This is a genomic window from Shinella fusca, from assembly GCF_014203155.1.
Classification (GTDB): Bacteria; Pseudomonadota; Alphaproteobacteria; order Rhizobiales; family Rhizobiaceae; genus Shinella; species Shinella fusca.
The window spans coordinates 57,073-71,709 of the sequence record NZ_JACHIK010000010.1 but is presented as its reverse complement, the minus strand read 5'-3'; the positions used below and the strand labels follow the sequence as shown (position 1 = coordinate 71,709).

Genomic DNA, 14,637 nt, shown 5'->3' with positions numbered 1-14,637 from the left:
CACATATGCCGGACCATCCGGCCGCTCGATCTCAAAAGGACGAGCGCCGGATCTCGGACGGCGTGGCGTTGAAGCGCCGGCGAAACGCCCGGCTGAATGTCGACAGGTCCGAGAAGCCGACATCGTAGGCGATGGCGGTGATCATGCCGGAATCCGCCTCGCGCTCCTTGAGCAGGCGGAAGGCGAGGTCGAGCCGGCAGTCGCGCACATATTCCGTGAAGGTCGTGCCTTCGCTCTCGAACAGGCGCTGGATGTAGCGCGGGGTGACCCCCTGGCGCTGGGCGACGAGATCGATATGAAGCCCCGGATCGGAGAGGTTCTCCAGGACGTCCCTCTGCACCAGCCGGCGCCGCGCGGCCGCCTTGCTGCGCTCGTTGCGCTCCGCCCCGCCGCGCACGAAGCCGTCGAGCACCAGCGCCGTCAGGTCGTAGACGTGGCGCGACGCCATGTCGCCGGCCTTGGCCGAGGCGGGCGGATGGCGGCGCAGCGTCTCGACATAGTTCGCCAGCAGCGGCATGCCGCAGGCCGATGCCGGTATCAGGTAGCTCGCTTCCAGCTCGATGCGGGGGGCGAGATCGGCAAGCGTCTGGCGATCCAGCGACACGAGGTCGACGGTCGTCGGCCTGCCGTACCAGAATTCGTGGCAGGTCCCCTCGTTCAGGAGAACGATATCGCCCGGGGCGATCTTGACCAGCGCCTTGCCGTCGATCGAAATCTCGTGTTCCTCGTTGTGGATCAGCAGCAGGTATTGTTCACGGCCGTCCTGCAGCAGCTCCCGCGTCCGGGCGCCGCCCATCGGGTTGTAGTGGCCCCGGGCCACCGTCAGGCCGCCGGGCAGGGGCATTGCCTCCATGTCGATGCGGACATTGTCGCGGTCGGCCGGGGCAAACCGGCGCCCGCCGATATGACGCGCCATGAAATCGTGCACGAAGGCAAGCCGCTCGCGCAGCGGGACGTCTTCCGTCGACAATCGACGCGTGGGAAACAGGATGGAACCCAACCGCTATCCTTTCAGTTTGGCGACTTCGAAGGTTTCCAGCAAATACGACGGATGCACGGAATTCGATTCTGTACCGTTTTGCGGAATTGTACAGGCATTCGCGCAAGGTTGGCTTGACCGGCAGCGAACACGTATTTTCCCGCAGGCGAACATATGCCGCCGCAAGCGAGAAGATCGCCTCACCTCGCTCGGAAATAGCGGCACTTTTCCGGTGCCGGCGACTTGACCGTCGAAACCGCCGTTTTCAAACTCAGGGAGAAGCGGGACTCGCAAGGTTGCCGCCGGTCCGCAGGGCAGGAGATTGCATGGAGAATATCGGTATCGCGCTGATCCTGTTGCTGGCGGTGGTCGTGAGCGGGACGCTTGCCCGCCTCTCCCCGGTCGCCGTTCCCCTGCCGCTGGTGCAGATCGCGCTGGGCGCGGCCATCGCCGGCGTCACCGGGTCCAGGGTGGAGCTCGAACCGCACTTCTTCTTCCTGCTCTTCCTGCCGCCGCTCCTGTTTCTCGACGGCTGGCGCATTCCCAAGGAGGGGCTGTTCCGCGACAAGGGAACGATCCTCGAGCTCTCGCTCGGCCTCGTCGTCTTCACCGTGATCGGGGTGGGCTTCTTCATCAACTGGCTGATCCCGTCGATGCCGCTGCCCGTTGCCTTCGCGCTCGCGGCCATCGTTTCCCCCACGGACCCGATCGCGGTCTCGGCGATCACCGCCCGCGTGCCGATCCCCAAACGCCTGATGCATATCCTGGAAGGGGAATCCCTGCTGAACGACGCCTCGGGCCTCGTCTGCATGCGCTTTGCCGTTGCCGCCGCCCTCACCGGCGTCTTTTCGCCGGTTTCGGCACTCGGCACCTTCCTGTGGCTCGCGCTCGGCGGCATCGCCATCGGCGCGGGCATGACCTGGATCGTCATGAAGGCCAAGGACCACCTCTCGCGCAAGCTCGGCGAGGAGCCGGGCTCGCAGATCCTCATCAGCCTGCTCATTCCCTTCGGCGCCTATCTCCTTGCGGAGGAGCTGCATTGCTCGGGCATCCTTGCCGCCGTCGCCGCCGGAATCGCGATGAGCTATGCGGAACAGACCGGCCAGGCCCTCGCCGTGACGCGCGTGCGCCGCGCGGCCGTGTGGGACACGGCGCAGTTCGCCCTCAACGGCATCATCTTCGTGCTGCTCGGCGAACAGTTGCCGAGCATCGTGGCGGGGGCGGCGCAGGTGGTGGTCGATACGGGTCATCACGATCCGGTCTGGCTGGCGATCTACGTCGTGGCGATCAACCTCGCGCTGGCCCTGCTGCGCCTCGTCTGGGTCTGGATATCGTTGCGCTTCACCCTCTATCGCGCCGCACGGCAGGGACGGACGGTCGCGAAGCCGAACTGGCGGCTGGTGGTGGCGATGTCGGTGGCCGGCGTGCGCGGCGCCATCACGCTGGCCGGTATCCTCACGCTGCCGCTCGTCCTCGACGACGGGACGCCGTTCCCGGCGCGCGACCTTGCCATCTTCCTTGCGGCGGGCGTGATCATCGCATCGCTCCTTGCCGCCAGCATCGGCCTGCCGTTCCTGCTTCGCGACCTGGAACTGCCGCCCGAGCCCGGCCATCAGCGCGAGGAGGACGCGGCGCGCATCGCCGCGGCGGAAGCGGCGATCCGGATGATCGAAAGGCTGCAACACGAACTGGGCGAAGGCCGGGGCGACGCCGACCTCTATGCCGATGTCGGAAGCCGGCTGATGGAGCTCTACCGCCAGAGGATCGACACCCGCTCCAAAACCGGCGACGAGGCCGAGCAGGTCAAGCATCTCGAGGAGATCGAGCGGCGGCTGCGGCTGGCCGGCGTGAGAGCCGAACGCGACGAGATCTACCGCCTCGGACGCGCCCGCAAGCTCTCCGACGACCTCGTGCGCAAGCTCGTGCGCGAAGCCGACCTCATGGAAGCCCGCTACGCCGCCATGGCCTAGGACGCCGCGCAAGCTCAAAACCCGGACGGGGCCGCATCCAGAAGGCTTGGCTTACCTTGGGAGAGCCGGTAGATGGCGAAACGGCGCGCAGGGCGTCATTGGTCAGGCCCGCGTCGCCCTTGGCGCGGACGGTGTCCATGTTCTTCAGCGAACGGGCGCGCAGCTCCCGACGTCGGCCGGCTTGGGGCGGCCTGCCTGAAGGTCGCTCCATTGCGGTATCGACGGGTCATGACCGCCGATCGATGCCTCGAAGGTGGCGCGGTCCAGCTTGACGATCCGTCCGCTTGACGTGAGGCTGACCATCTCCTTCTTGTTGACATAGGCCAGGCTGACATTCAGCCGGCAGAAGAACCGCTTGCTACCGTTCGAGACGATCCAGCCATACGCACCGGACTTTCCCCTTGTGAGTTTGCCGACGGCGTAATCCTGCCGTGCAAGCTTGGAAAAGGATTCCGCCTGCGCAATACCCGGCATGGCGGTCAGGCCGGCCATCGCGGCGGCGACCAGCCACTTGAATGACATGCACATTGATACCCCCGAAGCAGCCCGATACGTTCAATAGGGCCTGATAGAAAATTAATCCAAGAGATGCTTAACGCCAAAAGCATCCCGTAACTTGCGACCTTTGCCGGATGGTCACCTATCGAAAACAATGGTGATCAGCGCATCCGGCCCCAGCTCGATGGTAAAGTTCTTTAAGGATCATATCCTGATTGCAACAATACGGCGATCTGCCTGCAGGCAAATTACATCCCGAAATTGAGCGGTCAACCGGAAACATCGCATCGCGACATATTTTCAAAAGAAAGCTGCGCGAACGGCAGTTCTCTCTGCCCGTCACCGTCGTTTCCTGCTGAATCATACTGCGGCGGGCTCTACCCCTCCTCGCCTACAGGAAATCGTCCCGGCGCGGGGTGAAGGTGTCGATCAGCAGGCCGGGCGTCAGGGCGACCACGCCGTGCACGAGGTTCGGCGCGACGATGAAGCTGCTTCCGGCCTCGAGCCGCGTGGTGACGCCGTCCACCGTGACGTCGAAGGCGCCTTCGGCGACGTAGCTTGCCTGCGTATGCGGATGCGAATGGAGGGCGCCGACGGCGCCCTTCTCGAAACGGAAGGCGACGAGCATCATTTCCGGGCGCTCGCTCAGTACCGCGCGGCGATTGCCGGGCGCGACCTCGGTCCAGACGGTGTCTTCAGGCAGGGTATAATACATAGGTCCTCTCATCGGAGCGCTTCCATCGGCACCTTGTCCATGTCCGTGAAGCTCATGTTATCGCCGGCCATGGCCCAGATGAAGGCATAGCGCCCGGTGCCCGCGCCGGAATGGATCGACCAGCCCGGAGACAGCACCGCCTCATGGTTCTTGAGGACCACATGCCGCGTCTCGCCCGGCTCGCCCATGAAATGGAAGATGCGCGTCGCTTCCTCCATGCCGAAATAGAGATAGACCTCCATGCGCCGGTCGTGCACATGCGCGGGCATCGTGTTCCAGACGGAGCCAGGCTCGAACATGGTGAGGCCGACGAGGAGCTGGCAGCTCTCGCAGACATCCGGATGCACATACTGGTTGATGGTGCGGGCGTTGGATTCCTCCGCCGAGCCGAGATGCACCTTCCTCGCCATCTCGCGCGTGATGTGCACGGTCGGGCAGGCGCGGTGCGCCGGCGCGCTCAGGAGATAGAACAGGGCGGGCTCGGCCGGGTCGTCGCTGGAAAAGGCAAGCGCCCCCTCGCCCATGCCGACATAAAGCGCTTCCTGAAAGCCGAGCGCGTAATCCCGGCCGCCGACGCCGACCCGCCCGGCACCGCCGATATTGACGACGGCGGCCTCGCGGCGCTCCAGAAAGCGCTCCGTGCCGGTCTCGGCGACCCGGTCGATCACGAGCGTTTCGCCGGTCGGAACGATGCCGCCGACCACCATGCGGTCGAGGTGGCTGTAGGTGAGGTTCACTTCGCCCGGCTGGAACAGCGCCTCGATGACGAAGCCTTCGCGCAGGCCCTGCGTGTTGCGCCTTGCGGCGTCCTCGGGCCCGACGACCTGGCGTACGGATACGGAAATGGTCACGGCATCTGCCTCCTGCTTTCGGGGACGCTCAGGTGAGCACGACATAGTCGGTGAGCTGGCTGATGGTCGTGTCGGCCTTGGCGACGTCGAAGACCTTCGTGCCGTGGCTCATGATCACGAACCGGTCGCAGACCTGGTAGGCGTGGTAGATATTGTGCGTCACCAATACGCTGGAAACGTTCTCCGCCTTCAGCTTCAGCACCTGGTTCAGGAGCGCCTCGGTCTCGCGCACGGAGAGCGCCGAGGTCGGCTCGTCGAGCAGCAGCACGCGCTTCTTGAAATGGACGGCGCGGGCGATGGCGACGGCCTGCTTCTGCCCGCCGGAAAGGTTGCCGACCAGCGTATCGGGCGAATCGATGCCGGAAATGTGCACGGCGTTCTGCAGCACCTCCATGGCGATGTCGCGCATCTCGCGCTGCCGCAGGAAGCCGAAGCGGTCCGTCAGCTCCCGCCCCATGAAGATGTTGCGGGTGATCGAGAGCGAATCCACCAGCGCGGTGTGCTGGTAGATCGTCTCGATGCCGGCCTCGGCCGAATCCGAGCGGCAGGTGAAGGCGGTCTTCCGGCCGTCGACGGTCAGGTAGCCGTCGGTCGGCTTGTGGATGCCGGAGATGAGGTTGACCGTCGTCGACTTGCCGGCGCCGTTGTCGCCGAGCAGGCCCACCACCTCCCCTTCGCCGATGTGGAAGCTGAGGTTGCGCAGCGCGGTGAGCGCGCCGAAGCTCTTGGAGATGTTGTGCAGTTCGAGGAGATGAGACATCACGCAAGCCCTCGCCGCTCGATAAGATGGTTGAAGATGGCGGCCAACACGATGAGCGTCGCGATGAACATGTCGAGATAGAAGCCCGGTGCGCGCAGGAGCAGCAGCACGTCGGTGATGGTGTGGATGAGCAGCACGCCGAGGAAGACGCCGACGATCGAGCCGCGCCCGCCTCGAAGGGAAAGCCCGCCGATGACGCAGGCGGCAATCGCCTGCAATTCGAGCCCGGCGCCCTGCCCCGGCTGCACGCTGCCGACGCGGGCCGTGGCGAGGATACCGGCGACCGCCGCCATGCCGCCGGCAATGGCGAAGGCGATGAGCTTGACGCGGTTCGTGTCGATGCCGATGGCCTCCGCCGCGCCGCGGTTGCCGCCCGTCGCGAAGACGTGGTTGCCGAAACGGTGGCGGTGCAGCAGGAAATGGAAGCCGATAACGAAGAGCACGATCCAGATGAAGGCGGCATTGATGCCGAAAAGCGTGCCGGAAAACAGGCTGGTGAAGGCCGACTCGGGATCGAAGCGCACCTGCACCGCGCCGTTGTAGAGCAGCACTGCGCCCCGCCAGAACAGGAGGCCGCCGAGCGTGACGATGAAGGACGGCAGGCCGAAGCGGAGCGTGATCTGGCCGTTGAGGAGGCCGATCAGCACGCCGGCGAGGATGCCGAGCGGCGCGGCGAGAAAGGCGCTGAGGCCTGCGCCGACGAGGCTTGCCATCAGCACCGCGGTGAAGGTGTAGACAGAGCCGACGGAAAGGTCGAACTCGCCGGCGATCATCAGCACGCCCGCGCCGAGCGCCAGCGAGCCGAGCACCGGAACAGCCTTCATCAGGATCGTCAGGTTCTGCGGCGAGAGATAGCGGAAATCGTCGGGATAGAGGAGCGCGCCGGCGATGCAGACGATCTGCAACGTCACGAAGACGAGCAGGATCGCCCCCGCGGGCGTGGCCATGATCCGCTTGAGGATGGATTGTCTTTGGGTGCGCGAGCGGGGCGCGGCGCTTTCTGCAAGGATGGGTGTCACGGTCTGGCACTCGATCGTTGGGGAACGGGAACCCGCCGGCAAGGCCGGCGGGCCCCTCGGGGCACGATTAGCGGTAGCTGCCGATCAGCGGCTTGACCGAACCGATGCGCGACTTGTCGAGGAAGGCGCCCTGCCCGGTGTCGATGTCGGTCGGGGTCAGGCCGTACTTCTTGGAAAGCGCGATCTGGGCGATCGGATAGTAGCCCTGGAGGTAGGGCTGCTGGTCCATGGTCGCGAACATCGCGCCGCTCTCCACCGCATTGACGATCTCGACCGCAAGGTCGAAGCCGCCGAACGGGATATCCACGCCGGCATCCTTGATGGCGCCCGCGCCGACCGTGGAGGTGACCGAGCCGGTGCCGAACAGCGCCTTGACGTTCGGGTTGGCGATGAGGAACTGGGCGATGATGTTCTGTGCTTCCGCCGGATCGAGGCCGGCGCGCACCGTCTCGACCTTGATGCCGGCCTCCGTCATCGCCTTCTCGATGCCGCCGCCGCGCGCGACGGCGAAGCTCGCCTCCGGGATCTCGCGCGGATTGAAGACGACGTCGCCGGACTTCAGGCCGAATTCCTTGATCATGCGGTTGCCGAGCTCGTAGCCCGAGGCGAACTCGTTCATGCCGACATAGGCCTGGCGGCAATTGCCCTTGGCGCCGTCGAGGTCGTCGTTGTTGAAGCCGATGACGACGATGCCGGCCTTCACGGCCGCGCAGATGCTCTCGTCGAAGGCGTCCGAGGAGGAGATGGAGACGGCGATACCGTCGACGCCGCTTGCCGTGGCGCTCTCGATCAGGTCGTTCTGGCGCACCGGATCGTTGTTGGCATATTGCACGTCGAGGTCGACGCCGAACTGGGCGGCGGCATCTTGCGCGCCCTTTACCACGGGATTAAAGAACTGGACGCTCGGATCGAGGTAGATGATCATCGTCGCCTTCACGTCGGCGGCGAGCGCCGTCGATGCGAGCATGGTGGTAACGCCCGCGGCAAGAACCGCGGCTTTCAACCTGGTCAATTTCATTTGCGTATCCTCCCTTTGGATGTGCAATGCGGGTCCAAAAGACCCAAGTCTCGGCTGGCGGGCTCCGACCAAAGATTTCGCCAGCCGAGATTTTCCTCCTCCGAACCGCCTCGCGGCAGCCGGTTATGCGAACCAGGGCGCCGGGCGCCCGAGCGTGACGTGCACGCCCTTGAACTGGGAATATTCGTCGAAGCCGTAGCGGCCGAGCTCGCGGCCAAGGCCGCTCTTCTTGTAGCCGCCGATCGGCAGTTCCGGCGTGCCGTCGATCACGCTGTTGATCCAGCAGCGGCCGGCACGGATGCGGCGGATGCTCTGCAGCGCGGTTTCCAGATTGGTCGACCACACCGAGGCCGACAGGCCGAACTCCGTGGCATTGGCCATCGCGACGGCCTCGTCCGCCGTTTTAAAGGTCAGCGTCGAGAGCACCGGCCCGAAAATCTCCTCCCGGGCAATCGACATGTCGGGCGTCACGCCGGCAAAGACGGTCGGCGCGTAATAGAGCCCGGCGTCCCTGCCGACCCTCTCGCCGCCGAGCAGCAGCTCCGCGCCCGCCGCGACGCCGGCCTCGACGTAGGAATGCACCTTCTCGGCATGCGCTTCCGAGATCATCGCGCCGATCTTCGTACGCTCGTTGAGCGGGTCGCCGAAGGTGACCTTGCGGGAAATATCGACGAGGCGCTCCATCAGCGCATCGCGGATACCTTCCTCGACGAGAAGCCGGCTGCCGGAAATGCAGCACTGGCCGGCATTGTGGTAAACGCCGTAGGCGATGCCGTCGGCCGCCGCATCGAGGTCCGCATCGGCGAAGACGATCTGCGGGCCTTTGCCGCCGAGCTCCAGCCCGACGCGCTTGACGCTGCGCGCCGCGATCTCGCCGAGCTTCGTGCCGACGCGGACGGAGCCGGTGAAGGCTACCATGTCGACGCCGGGGTCTTCCGCCAGCACCTGGCCCGCCGGATCGCCGTAGCCGGTGACGACGTTGAAGACGCCGTCCGGAATGCCGGCCTCGCGCGCCAGCTCCGCCATGCGGATCGAGGTGCCGGAGGTGAATTCCGAGGGCTTCAGCACCACCGTGCAGCCGGCGCCGATGGCCCACGGCACGCGCTCGGAGGCGATGATGAAGGGGAAGTTCCAGGGCGTGATGATGCCGACGACGCCGACCGGCTCGCGCAGCACGAGGCCGAGGCGATCCTCGCCGATATTGTTGTGGCTCTGGCCTTCGAGTGCGCGCGCCTGCCCGGCCGCATAGGACCAGAGGTCGGCGCAAAAGCCGATCTCGCCGCGCGCCTGGGCAATCGGCTTGCCGACCTCCAGGCTTTCGGCAAGCGCCAGCTCCTCCTGATGGGCAAGGATGAGGTCCGCCACCTTGAACATCAGGCGCGAGCGCTCGGCGCCCGACATGCGCGGCCACGGGCCGGTATCGAAGGCGCGGCGCGCGGCGGCGATCGCCGTGCGAACGTCGTCGGCCGAGGCGTCCGGCCAGGTGCCGACCACGACGCCGGCATGGCCGGGGCTCACCCGGTCGATGGTCCTGCCCGAGGCCGCGTCCACGGACTTGCCATCGACAAGCATCCGGTAGCGGGATTTAATGCCGAGGCGGGGATCACGGGAATCGGGCGCAATGAAATTGGTCAGCAATATCGTCTTCAGGCCGGCCACGCGGTGCCCGCCTCTCCCTGTTGCGTCATCCGGTTTTCAGCCGCCGGATTTCTGTTGGCTTGAATTGTATGGTACTGTATGGTGGTTTAAATTGGATGTCAACGCGTGATGGCGGCGAAAGAAATGAACCTTGAATCTATGAAGATCGACACCGGCGAGACGGCGGCCGCGCAGGTGGAGCGGGACCTGCGCGAATCCATCATCCGGCTGGAGCTTGCCCCCGGCATGCGGCTTTCCGAGCAGGAGATCGCGACGCGCATGGGCGTATCGCGCCAGCCGGTGCGCGAGGCGCTGATCGCACTCGGCAAGTCGAAGCTGGTGGATATCCGCCCGAACCGGGGCACGGTCGTCGTGCGCATCTCCGCGCGGCAGATGATGGAGGCGCGCTTCGTGCGCGAGGCGATCGAGACCGCCGTCGCCCGCCGCGCCAGCGAGACCTTCGACGGCTGGACACGGCGCAGGATCGACACGATCCTCGCCCGCCAGAAAGCGGCGATGGAGGCGCAGGACCACAATGCCTTCCGCCGCGAGGACGAGCAGTTCCACATCGCGATCGCCGAGGGCGCCGGCTGCGGCCTTGCCTGGAACGCCATCTCCGACATCAAGGCGCATATGGACCGGGTCTGCAACCTCCAGCTCCGCCATCCCGATTCCATGACGAAGCTGATCGCCGAGCACGAGGCGATCATCGCCGCCATCGACACGCGCGATGCGGGAGCGGCCGAGGCCGCCATGCGCCGCCACCTCAACGGCATCCTCGCCGACCTGCCGCAGATCGAGGCCGACAACCCGGACCTTTTCGAATAGGCATGCGCCTTCCGGCCGTCTCGGCGCCGTGACGGAACGCACCGCGGTTCAACGCGTTCGGGCGATATGACGACGAAAGTCCGCCTGATAGCGATTGTATTTGCCGCGCTCGCCCTGGTTCCATCCGGCGCGCATCTCTTCTCGATGCCCAACAAATTGCGCCTCGAGGCCGCCGGCTACCTTGTCAGCCAGCGCGCATATGATGGGTGGAACCTTTTCGCGATCGTCGTCATCGGCGCAGCTCTCAGCAGTCTGCTGCTGGCGGTCCTGCTCTATCGAGCCGGACAATCCTATCTGCTTCCCGCGTTGGCGTGCCTTTCCATTCTCGGAACTCAGGCGATCTTCTGGACATTCGTTTTCCCGGCGAACAAGGCGACCGGGAACTGGACGACCCTCCCGCGGAACTGGGAAGCGCTTCGCATACAATGGGAATATGGACATGCAGGAAGCGCCGTTCTGAACATGCTGGCGCTGATCCTTCTGATAGTCGCCTCCGTCAGGGACTAAGATTCCCGCACGCTGGGCGCCGCTGTCTTGAGGCTCGGTCTATCAGCGGCGCGCGATACTCTCGCCGGACAATCGCCGAGGCAGGTTATTCCGAAACGCAGCCTGCCGTACTTCCCCATCGAAGGTTTCCGTGCGGCCATCGCCGACAAAGGTATCGGCGAGAAGCGCCAATGGGCAGGAGGCCGCTCTTGCCCATTCAGCGACAAGCAAGCTCGCAGGTGAGGGGCCCTCCCGGTCCACGATCTACCGATTGGTACAATGGCAAGATCGCCCCCCACTTCGAGCCGTTCGGTGAACACGAGAGACGGACATGGACAAAAGCGTCTGCTATAGGACAGTTTTGTCCGGCGCCTGAACAGGCCGCCCCGTCAATCGGCAACCGAGACATCGGGGGCGACGGCACCGATGTTGTAGCCTTCGAGTTGTGCGGCACGCCCGTCGCGCCCTGGGAAATGCAGGATGGTCGCGGTTCCCGGGGTTACGGGCACAACGCGCGAGGGAGGCAGGTCGAGGAACTCGTGGCAGACGGCGCGGATCACCCCGCCATGCGCCACGACAAGCAGATCGCCCTCCGTGCGCGCCATCCAGTCACGCACGCCCTCGGCAACGCGTGCGCGGAAGGCAAGCCAGGTCTCGCTGCGGTCGGGTGTGAAGGTACCCGCCCGCCAGGCCGTATAGTCCTCCGGCTGCTCGGCAATGAGGTCGGGCTTGCGACGGCCGGTCCATGCGCCCATGTCCAATTCGCGAAAACGCTTGTCGGAGGGCGCGTCGGGGTGGCCGATCAGGGCCACCGTCTGGCGGGTACGGCCGAGATCGGAGGCGATGATACGGGCAGGCTGCAACGCCTTGACATAGGGACGGAAGCGCTTGACCTGGGCGACGCCGCGCTCGGAAAGCAGCGAATTGTCCTGCCCCTGCAGCCGCTGTTCGGCATTCCATGCCGTTTCGCCGTGACGCATGAGGATGAGCCTCATTGATGAATCCTTTCTCCAGTGGCGGCGAAGACCGCGTCGGGTGTGCGTATGAACGAGAGTGCGAGAGGGTCGCCCGGCATTGCCGTGAAATAGCCGTCGGCCATGGCTGTGATGCGCAAATCCCCCACCATCGCCGTCACCATGGTGCGTCCGGCAATGGGGGCCGCCTCGGCAAAGCGTGCGGTCAGCGTCGGCGCGCCGGCAACGGCGCCCACGTTCACATCCTCGGCGCGATAGAGAAGCTGTACGTCGTCCCTGCCGCCGGAAAGGGCCGCCGGCGCCAGCGCCGTCTCGCCGAAGACGAGGGTTTCACTAGAGCGACGCACCGGTAGCAGGTTTGCCGGCGGCGTGCCGAGGAAGGTCGCGACGAAGGCGGTCTGCGGATCGCGCAGGAGGTCGATGGGCCGGCCGAACTGCTCGACGCGGCCGTTGTTGAGCACGGCGACGTGGGTCGCCATGGTCATGGCCTCCACCTGGTCGTGCGTGACATAGACCGAGGTGGCGCCGGTCGCCCGGTGGATGCGCATCAGCTCGCTGCGCATCTCGATGCGCAACTTCGCATCGAGGTTGGAGAGCGGCTCGTCGAAGAGAAGGATGCTTGGCTCGGGCGCGATGGTGCGGGCGATCGCCACGCGCTGCTGCTGGCCGCCGGAGATTTCCGCCGGATAGCGCTCGGCAAGGGCGTCGATGCCGAGCAGGGCAAGCACTTCCTTCACGCGCCTGTCGCGCTTTTCCCGCGGCCATTTCGCCACCTTCAGCGGCCAGGCGATATTGCCGGCCACCGTCATGTGCGGCCAGAGCGCGTAGCTCTGGAAGACAAGGCCCGCATTGCGCCGGCCGGCATCGGCGATGACCCCGCCCGTCCCGCTGGAGACCGTGCGCCCGACGAAGGCGATCTCGCCCTCGCTCGGGCTTTCGAGGCCCGCCAGCATGCGCAGCAGCGTGGACTTGCCGCAGCCGGACGGGCCGACGAGCACGAGGAAGGAGCCGGCGGGCACGGCGATATCGACGTTCCGGACGGCGGTGAAGGCACCGAAGCGCTTGACGAGGTTGCGGATCTGGATGGCGTCCGCGGCGCCGGCAGCAAGGGCGTTCATGACTCTTTCCATTTCTGGACGCGGTTCTGCAGACTGTGGGCGAGGAACGACGCCGCAAGGCAGACCACGAGGATGACGAGGGTGATGGCGTTGGCGAACTGCATGAAGCCTTCGACCGCATAGCGATAGGCGACCATGCTGAGCACCGGCGAGGTGGCCGTGAACAGGAGGACGACCAAGGAGAGGTCTCGCACCATCTTGACGAAGACGAGGATCGCGCCCGCGAAAAGGCCGCGGATCGCCAGCGGGAAGACGATGGCGAAGAGGCGGCGCACGAGGCTTGCCCCGGTCAGCCGCGCGCTCTCCTCGATATCGGCCGAGATCTGGCCGAGCACGGAGCGGCCCGACTGCACGGCGAAGGGCAGGTTGTGCGCCGAGGCCGCGATCACCAGCAGCGCGAAGGTGCCGTAGAGCGAGGGCAGCGGGCCGATCGGCGCGCCGTAGAGCGCGATATAGGCGGCCGCGAAGGCGATGCTCGGCACAAGCAGCGGCAGGAAGGCGAGCTGGCTCAGGACCGTGGCGAGCAGGGTGCCCTTGCGCTGCACGATCGTATAGGCGAGTGCCAGGCCCAGCACCATCGTCGTGAAGGCGACGACGAGGCCGAGGCGGATCGTGGTCCACAGCGCGTCGATGAGCACGGGATTGCGGAAGATGCCGGCCTGGCCCTGCGCGATCTCCCCGCCGCCCTCGCCGATCCAGAAATGCAGCGTCCAGTTGGAGAACAGCGCCCCGCTTTGCGGCGCGAGGCTCGAGGCGGCGAGCACCAGCACCGGCAGGACGGTGGTGAGCAGGCCGATGAGGACGGCGAGCGCGAAGAGCGGCCAGCGCCAGGCACCGAGCGGGAAGCGCTTGGTGCGCCCGCCCTTGCCGGTGACCGTGATGAAGGCCCTGCGCCCCGAGACGAGCCGGTCGGACAGGAAGAGGAACAGCGCCGAGACGACGATCAGCAACAGGGCGAGCACGAAACCGCGCTCATTCTGCCCCGTCTCGATCATGCCGAAGAGGCGGGTGGAAAGCGTCTGCATGCGCACCGGCAGGCCGAGGAGGGCGGGCGCGGCAAAATTGGCGACCGCACCGGCGAAGGTGAGCGAGGCGGCCGCGACAAGCGCGGGCGTCACCACCGGCAGGACGATGCCGAAGAAGATGCGCGGGCGCTTCGCGCCGGCCATCTGCCCCGCCTCGACGAGATCGGCCCCGACGGAGCCGAGCGCCGCGGCGATGATCGTGTAGGCGAGTGAATAATAGTGCGCGACCAGCACGATCGCCGTCGGGACGAGGCCCCAGGCGAGCCAGTCGGGAATGGCAAGGCCGTTCGTCTCGAAGAAGCCGGCCGACCCGCCGAGGCGGGAATTGCGGAACAGCGTGCCCCAGGCGAGCGCCGCGGCAAAGCTCGGGATCATGTAGGGAAGCGATCCCATCAGGCCGAGGATGCGGCGCCCCGGCACGTCCGTCAGCACGACCAGCCAGGCGAGGAACCCGCCGATCAGCAGGCAGCCGCCCGCCACGGCGAAGCCGAGCACCATGGTGTCGAGCAGCGGCCACCACCACAGGTTCGCCGAAAGCCGGCTGGCGAGCACCGCCTTCCATGCCGCCATGCCTTCCGGCGTCAGCGTCGTCAGCAGGATGCGGGCAAGCGGCGCCACCACCAGGACGGCGACGATGACGACAAGGGCGGCCGGCAGGAGAAAGCCTGATCGGAGCAGCCGGCTGCCCGATGGCGCAAGAAGCGAAGTCGATGTCATGGAAAATCCTCCGGGCATGCCGGCGCCCGGACAAGGCGCGC

General features: G+C 66.0%; 14 protein-coding genes. 3 read left to right on the top strand and 11 right to left on the bottom strand.

The features are described from left to right. Positions 1–31: 31 nt before the first annotated feature. On the bottom strand, positions 32–1,000 hold the full coding sequence (locus HNQ66_RS15135) for a helix-turn-helix transcriptional regulator (protein WP_210308779.1): 969 nt from the start codon (positions 998–1,000) through the stop codon (positions 32–34). A 305-nt stretch (positions 1,001–1,305) separates the two neighbouring features. On the opposite strand from HNQ66_RS15135, the gene HNQ66_RS15130 reads away from it, so the two are divergent. Continuing rightward, the gene (locus HNQ66_RS15130) at positions 1,306–2,949 is read left to right on the top strand and encodes a Na+/H+ antiporter (RefSeq protein ID WP_184144998.1); all 1,644 of its coding nucleotides are present in this window, start codon (positions 1,306–1,308) and stop codon (positions 2,947–2,949) included. 144 nt (positions 2,950–3,093) lie between these two features. Here the strand turns inward: HNQ66_RS15130 and HNQ66_RS15125 are convergent, their stop codons facing one another. The 7 genes from HNQ66_RS15125 to HNQ66_RS15095 all read right to left on the bottom strand — a co-directional run bounded on the left by HNQ66_RS15125 (position 3,094) and on the right by HNQ66_RS15095 (position 9,448). Further along, complete coding sequence (locus HNQ66_RS15125; protein WP_246434319.1) at positions 3,094–3,471, bottom strand: hypothetical protein; 378 nt, start codon at positions 3,469–3,471, stop codon at positions 3,094–3,096. A gap of 367 nt (positions 3,472–3,838) precedes the next feature. Continuing rightward, positions 3,839–4,162: a cupin domain-containing protein gene (locus HNQ66_RS15120; RefSeq protein ID WP_184144996.1), complete on the bottom strand. Its 324-nt coding sequence runs from the start codon at positions 4,160–4,162 to the stop codon at positions 3,839–3,841. An 8-nt stretch (positions 4,163–4,170) separates the two neighbouring features. Continuing rightward, entirely contained in the window at positions 4,171–5,013 is an 843-nt protein-coding gene (gene kduI / locus HNQ66_RS15115) for a 5-dehydro-4-deoxy-D-glucuronate isomerase (RefSeq protein ID WP_343059518.1), read from the bottom strand. A gap of 28 nt (positions 5,014–5,041) precedes the next feature. Then, positions 5,042–5,773, bottom strand: a complete 732-nt coding sequence (locus HNQ66_RS15110; RefSeq protein ID WP_184144994.1) for an ATP-binding cassette domain-containing protein — start codon at positions 5,771–5,773, stop codon at positions 5,042–5,044. Next, on the bottom strand, positions 5,773–6,792 hold the full coding sequence (locus HNQ66_RS15105) for an ABC transporter permease subunit (RefSeq protein WP_184144993.1): 1,020 nt from the start codon (positions 6,790–6,792) through the stop codon (positions 5,773–5,775). Before HNQ66_RS15105 ends, HNQ66_RS15110 begins: the two co-directional genes overlap by 1 nt. Before the next feature lie 67 nt (positions 6,793–6,859). Then, positions 6,860–7,810, bottom strand: coding sequence for a sugar ABC transporter substrate-binding protein (locus HNQ66_RS15100; protein ID WP_184144992.1), 951 nt, complete (start codon positions 7,808–7,810; stop codon positions 6,860–6,862). A 123-nt stretch (positions 7,811–7,933) separates the two neighbouring features. After that, positions 7,934–9,448 (bottom strand): aldehyde dehydrogenase family protein, encoded by a 1,515-nt coding sequence (locus HNQ66_RS15095; protein WP_184145090.1) that lies wholly within the window; start codon positions 9,446–9,448, stop codon positions 7,934–7,936. Between the two features lie 126 nt (positions 9,449–9,574). Here HNQ66_RS15095 and HNQ66_RS15090 point away from each other — a divergent pair, with 126 nt between their 5' ends. Both HNQ66_RS15090 and HNQ66_RS15085 read left to right on the top strand, forming a co-directional pair. After that, positions 9,575–10,276, top strand: a complete 702-nt coding sequence (locus HNQ66_RS15090; protein WP_184144991.1) for an FCD domain-containing protein — start codon at positions 9,575–9,577, stop codon at positions 10,274–10,276. 66 nt (positions 10,277–10,342) lie between these two features. Continuing rightward, the gene (locus tag HNQ66_RS15085) at positions 10,343–10,783 is read left to right on the top strand and encodes a hypothetical protein (protein WP_184144990.1); all 441 of its coding nucleotides are present in this window, start codon (positions 10,343–10,345) and stop codon (positions 10,781–10,783) included. Positions 10,784–11,151: 368 nt separating this feature from the next. On the opposite strand, the gene HNQ66_RS15080 is transcribed toward HNQ66_RS15085, so the two are convergent. Genes HNQ66_RS15080 through HNQ66_RS15070 form a run of 3 tightly spaced genes read right to left on the bottom strand, consistent with a single transcriptional unit; the run spans position 11,152 to position 14,596 of the window. Then, positions 11,152–11,757 carry a histidine phosphatase family protein gene (locus tag HNQ66_RS15080; protein ID WP_184144989.1) on the bottom strand — a complete coding sequence of 202 codons (606 nt, stop codon included), beginning with the start codon at positions 11,755–11,757 and terminating at the stop codon, positions 11,152–11,154. Further along, the gene (locus HNQ66_RS15075; RefSeq protein ID WP_184144988.1) at positions 11,754–12,854 is read right to left on the bottom strand and encodes an ABC transporter ATP-binding protein; all 1,101 of its coding nucleotides are present in this window, start codon (positions 12,852–12,854) and stop codon (positions 11,754–11,756) included. The genes HNQ66_RS15080 and HNQ66_RS15075 overlap by 4 nt, the downstream gene beginning before the upstream one ends. Next, a complete protein-coding gene (locus HNQ66_RS15070; RefSeq protein WP_184144987.1) occupies positions 12,851–14,596 on the bottom strand; it encodes an ABC transporter permease in 1,746 nt (581 codons plus the stop codon). The genes HNQ66_RS15075 and HNQ66_RS15070 overlap by 4 nt, the downstream gene beginning before the upstream one ends. Positions 14,597–14,637 lie beyond the last annotated feature (41 nt).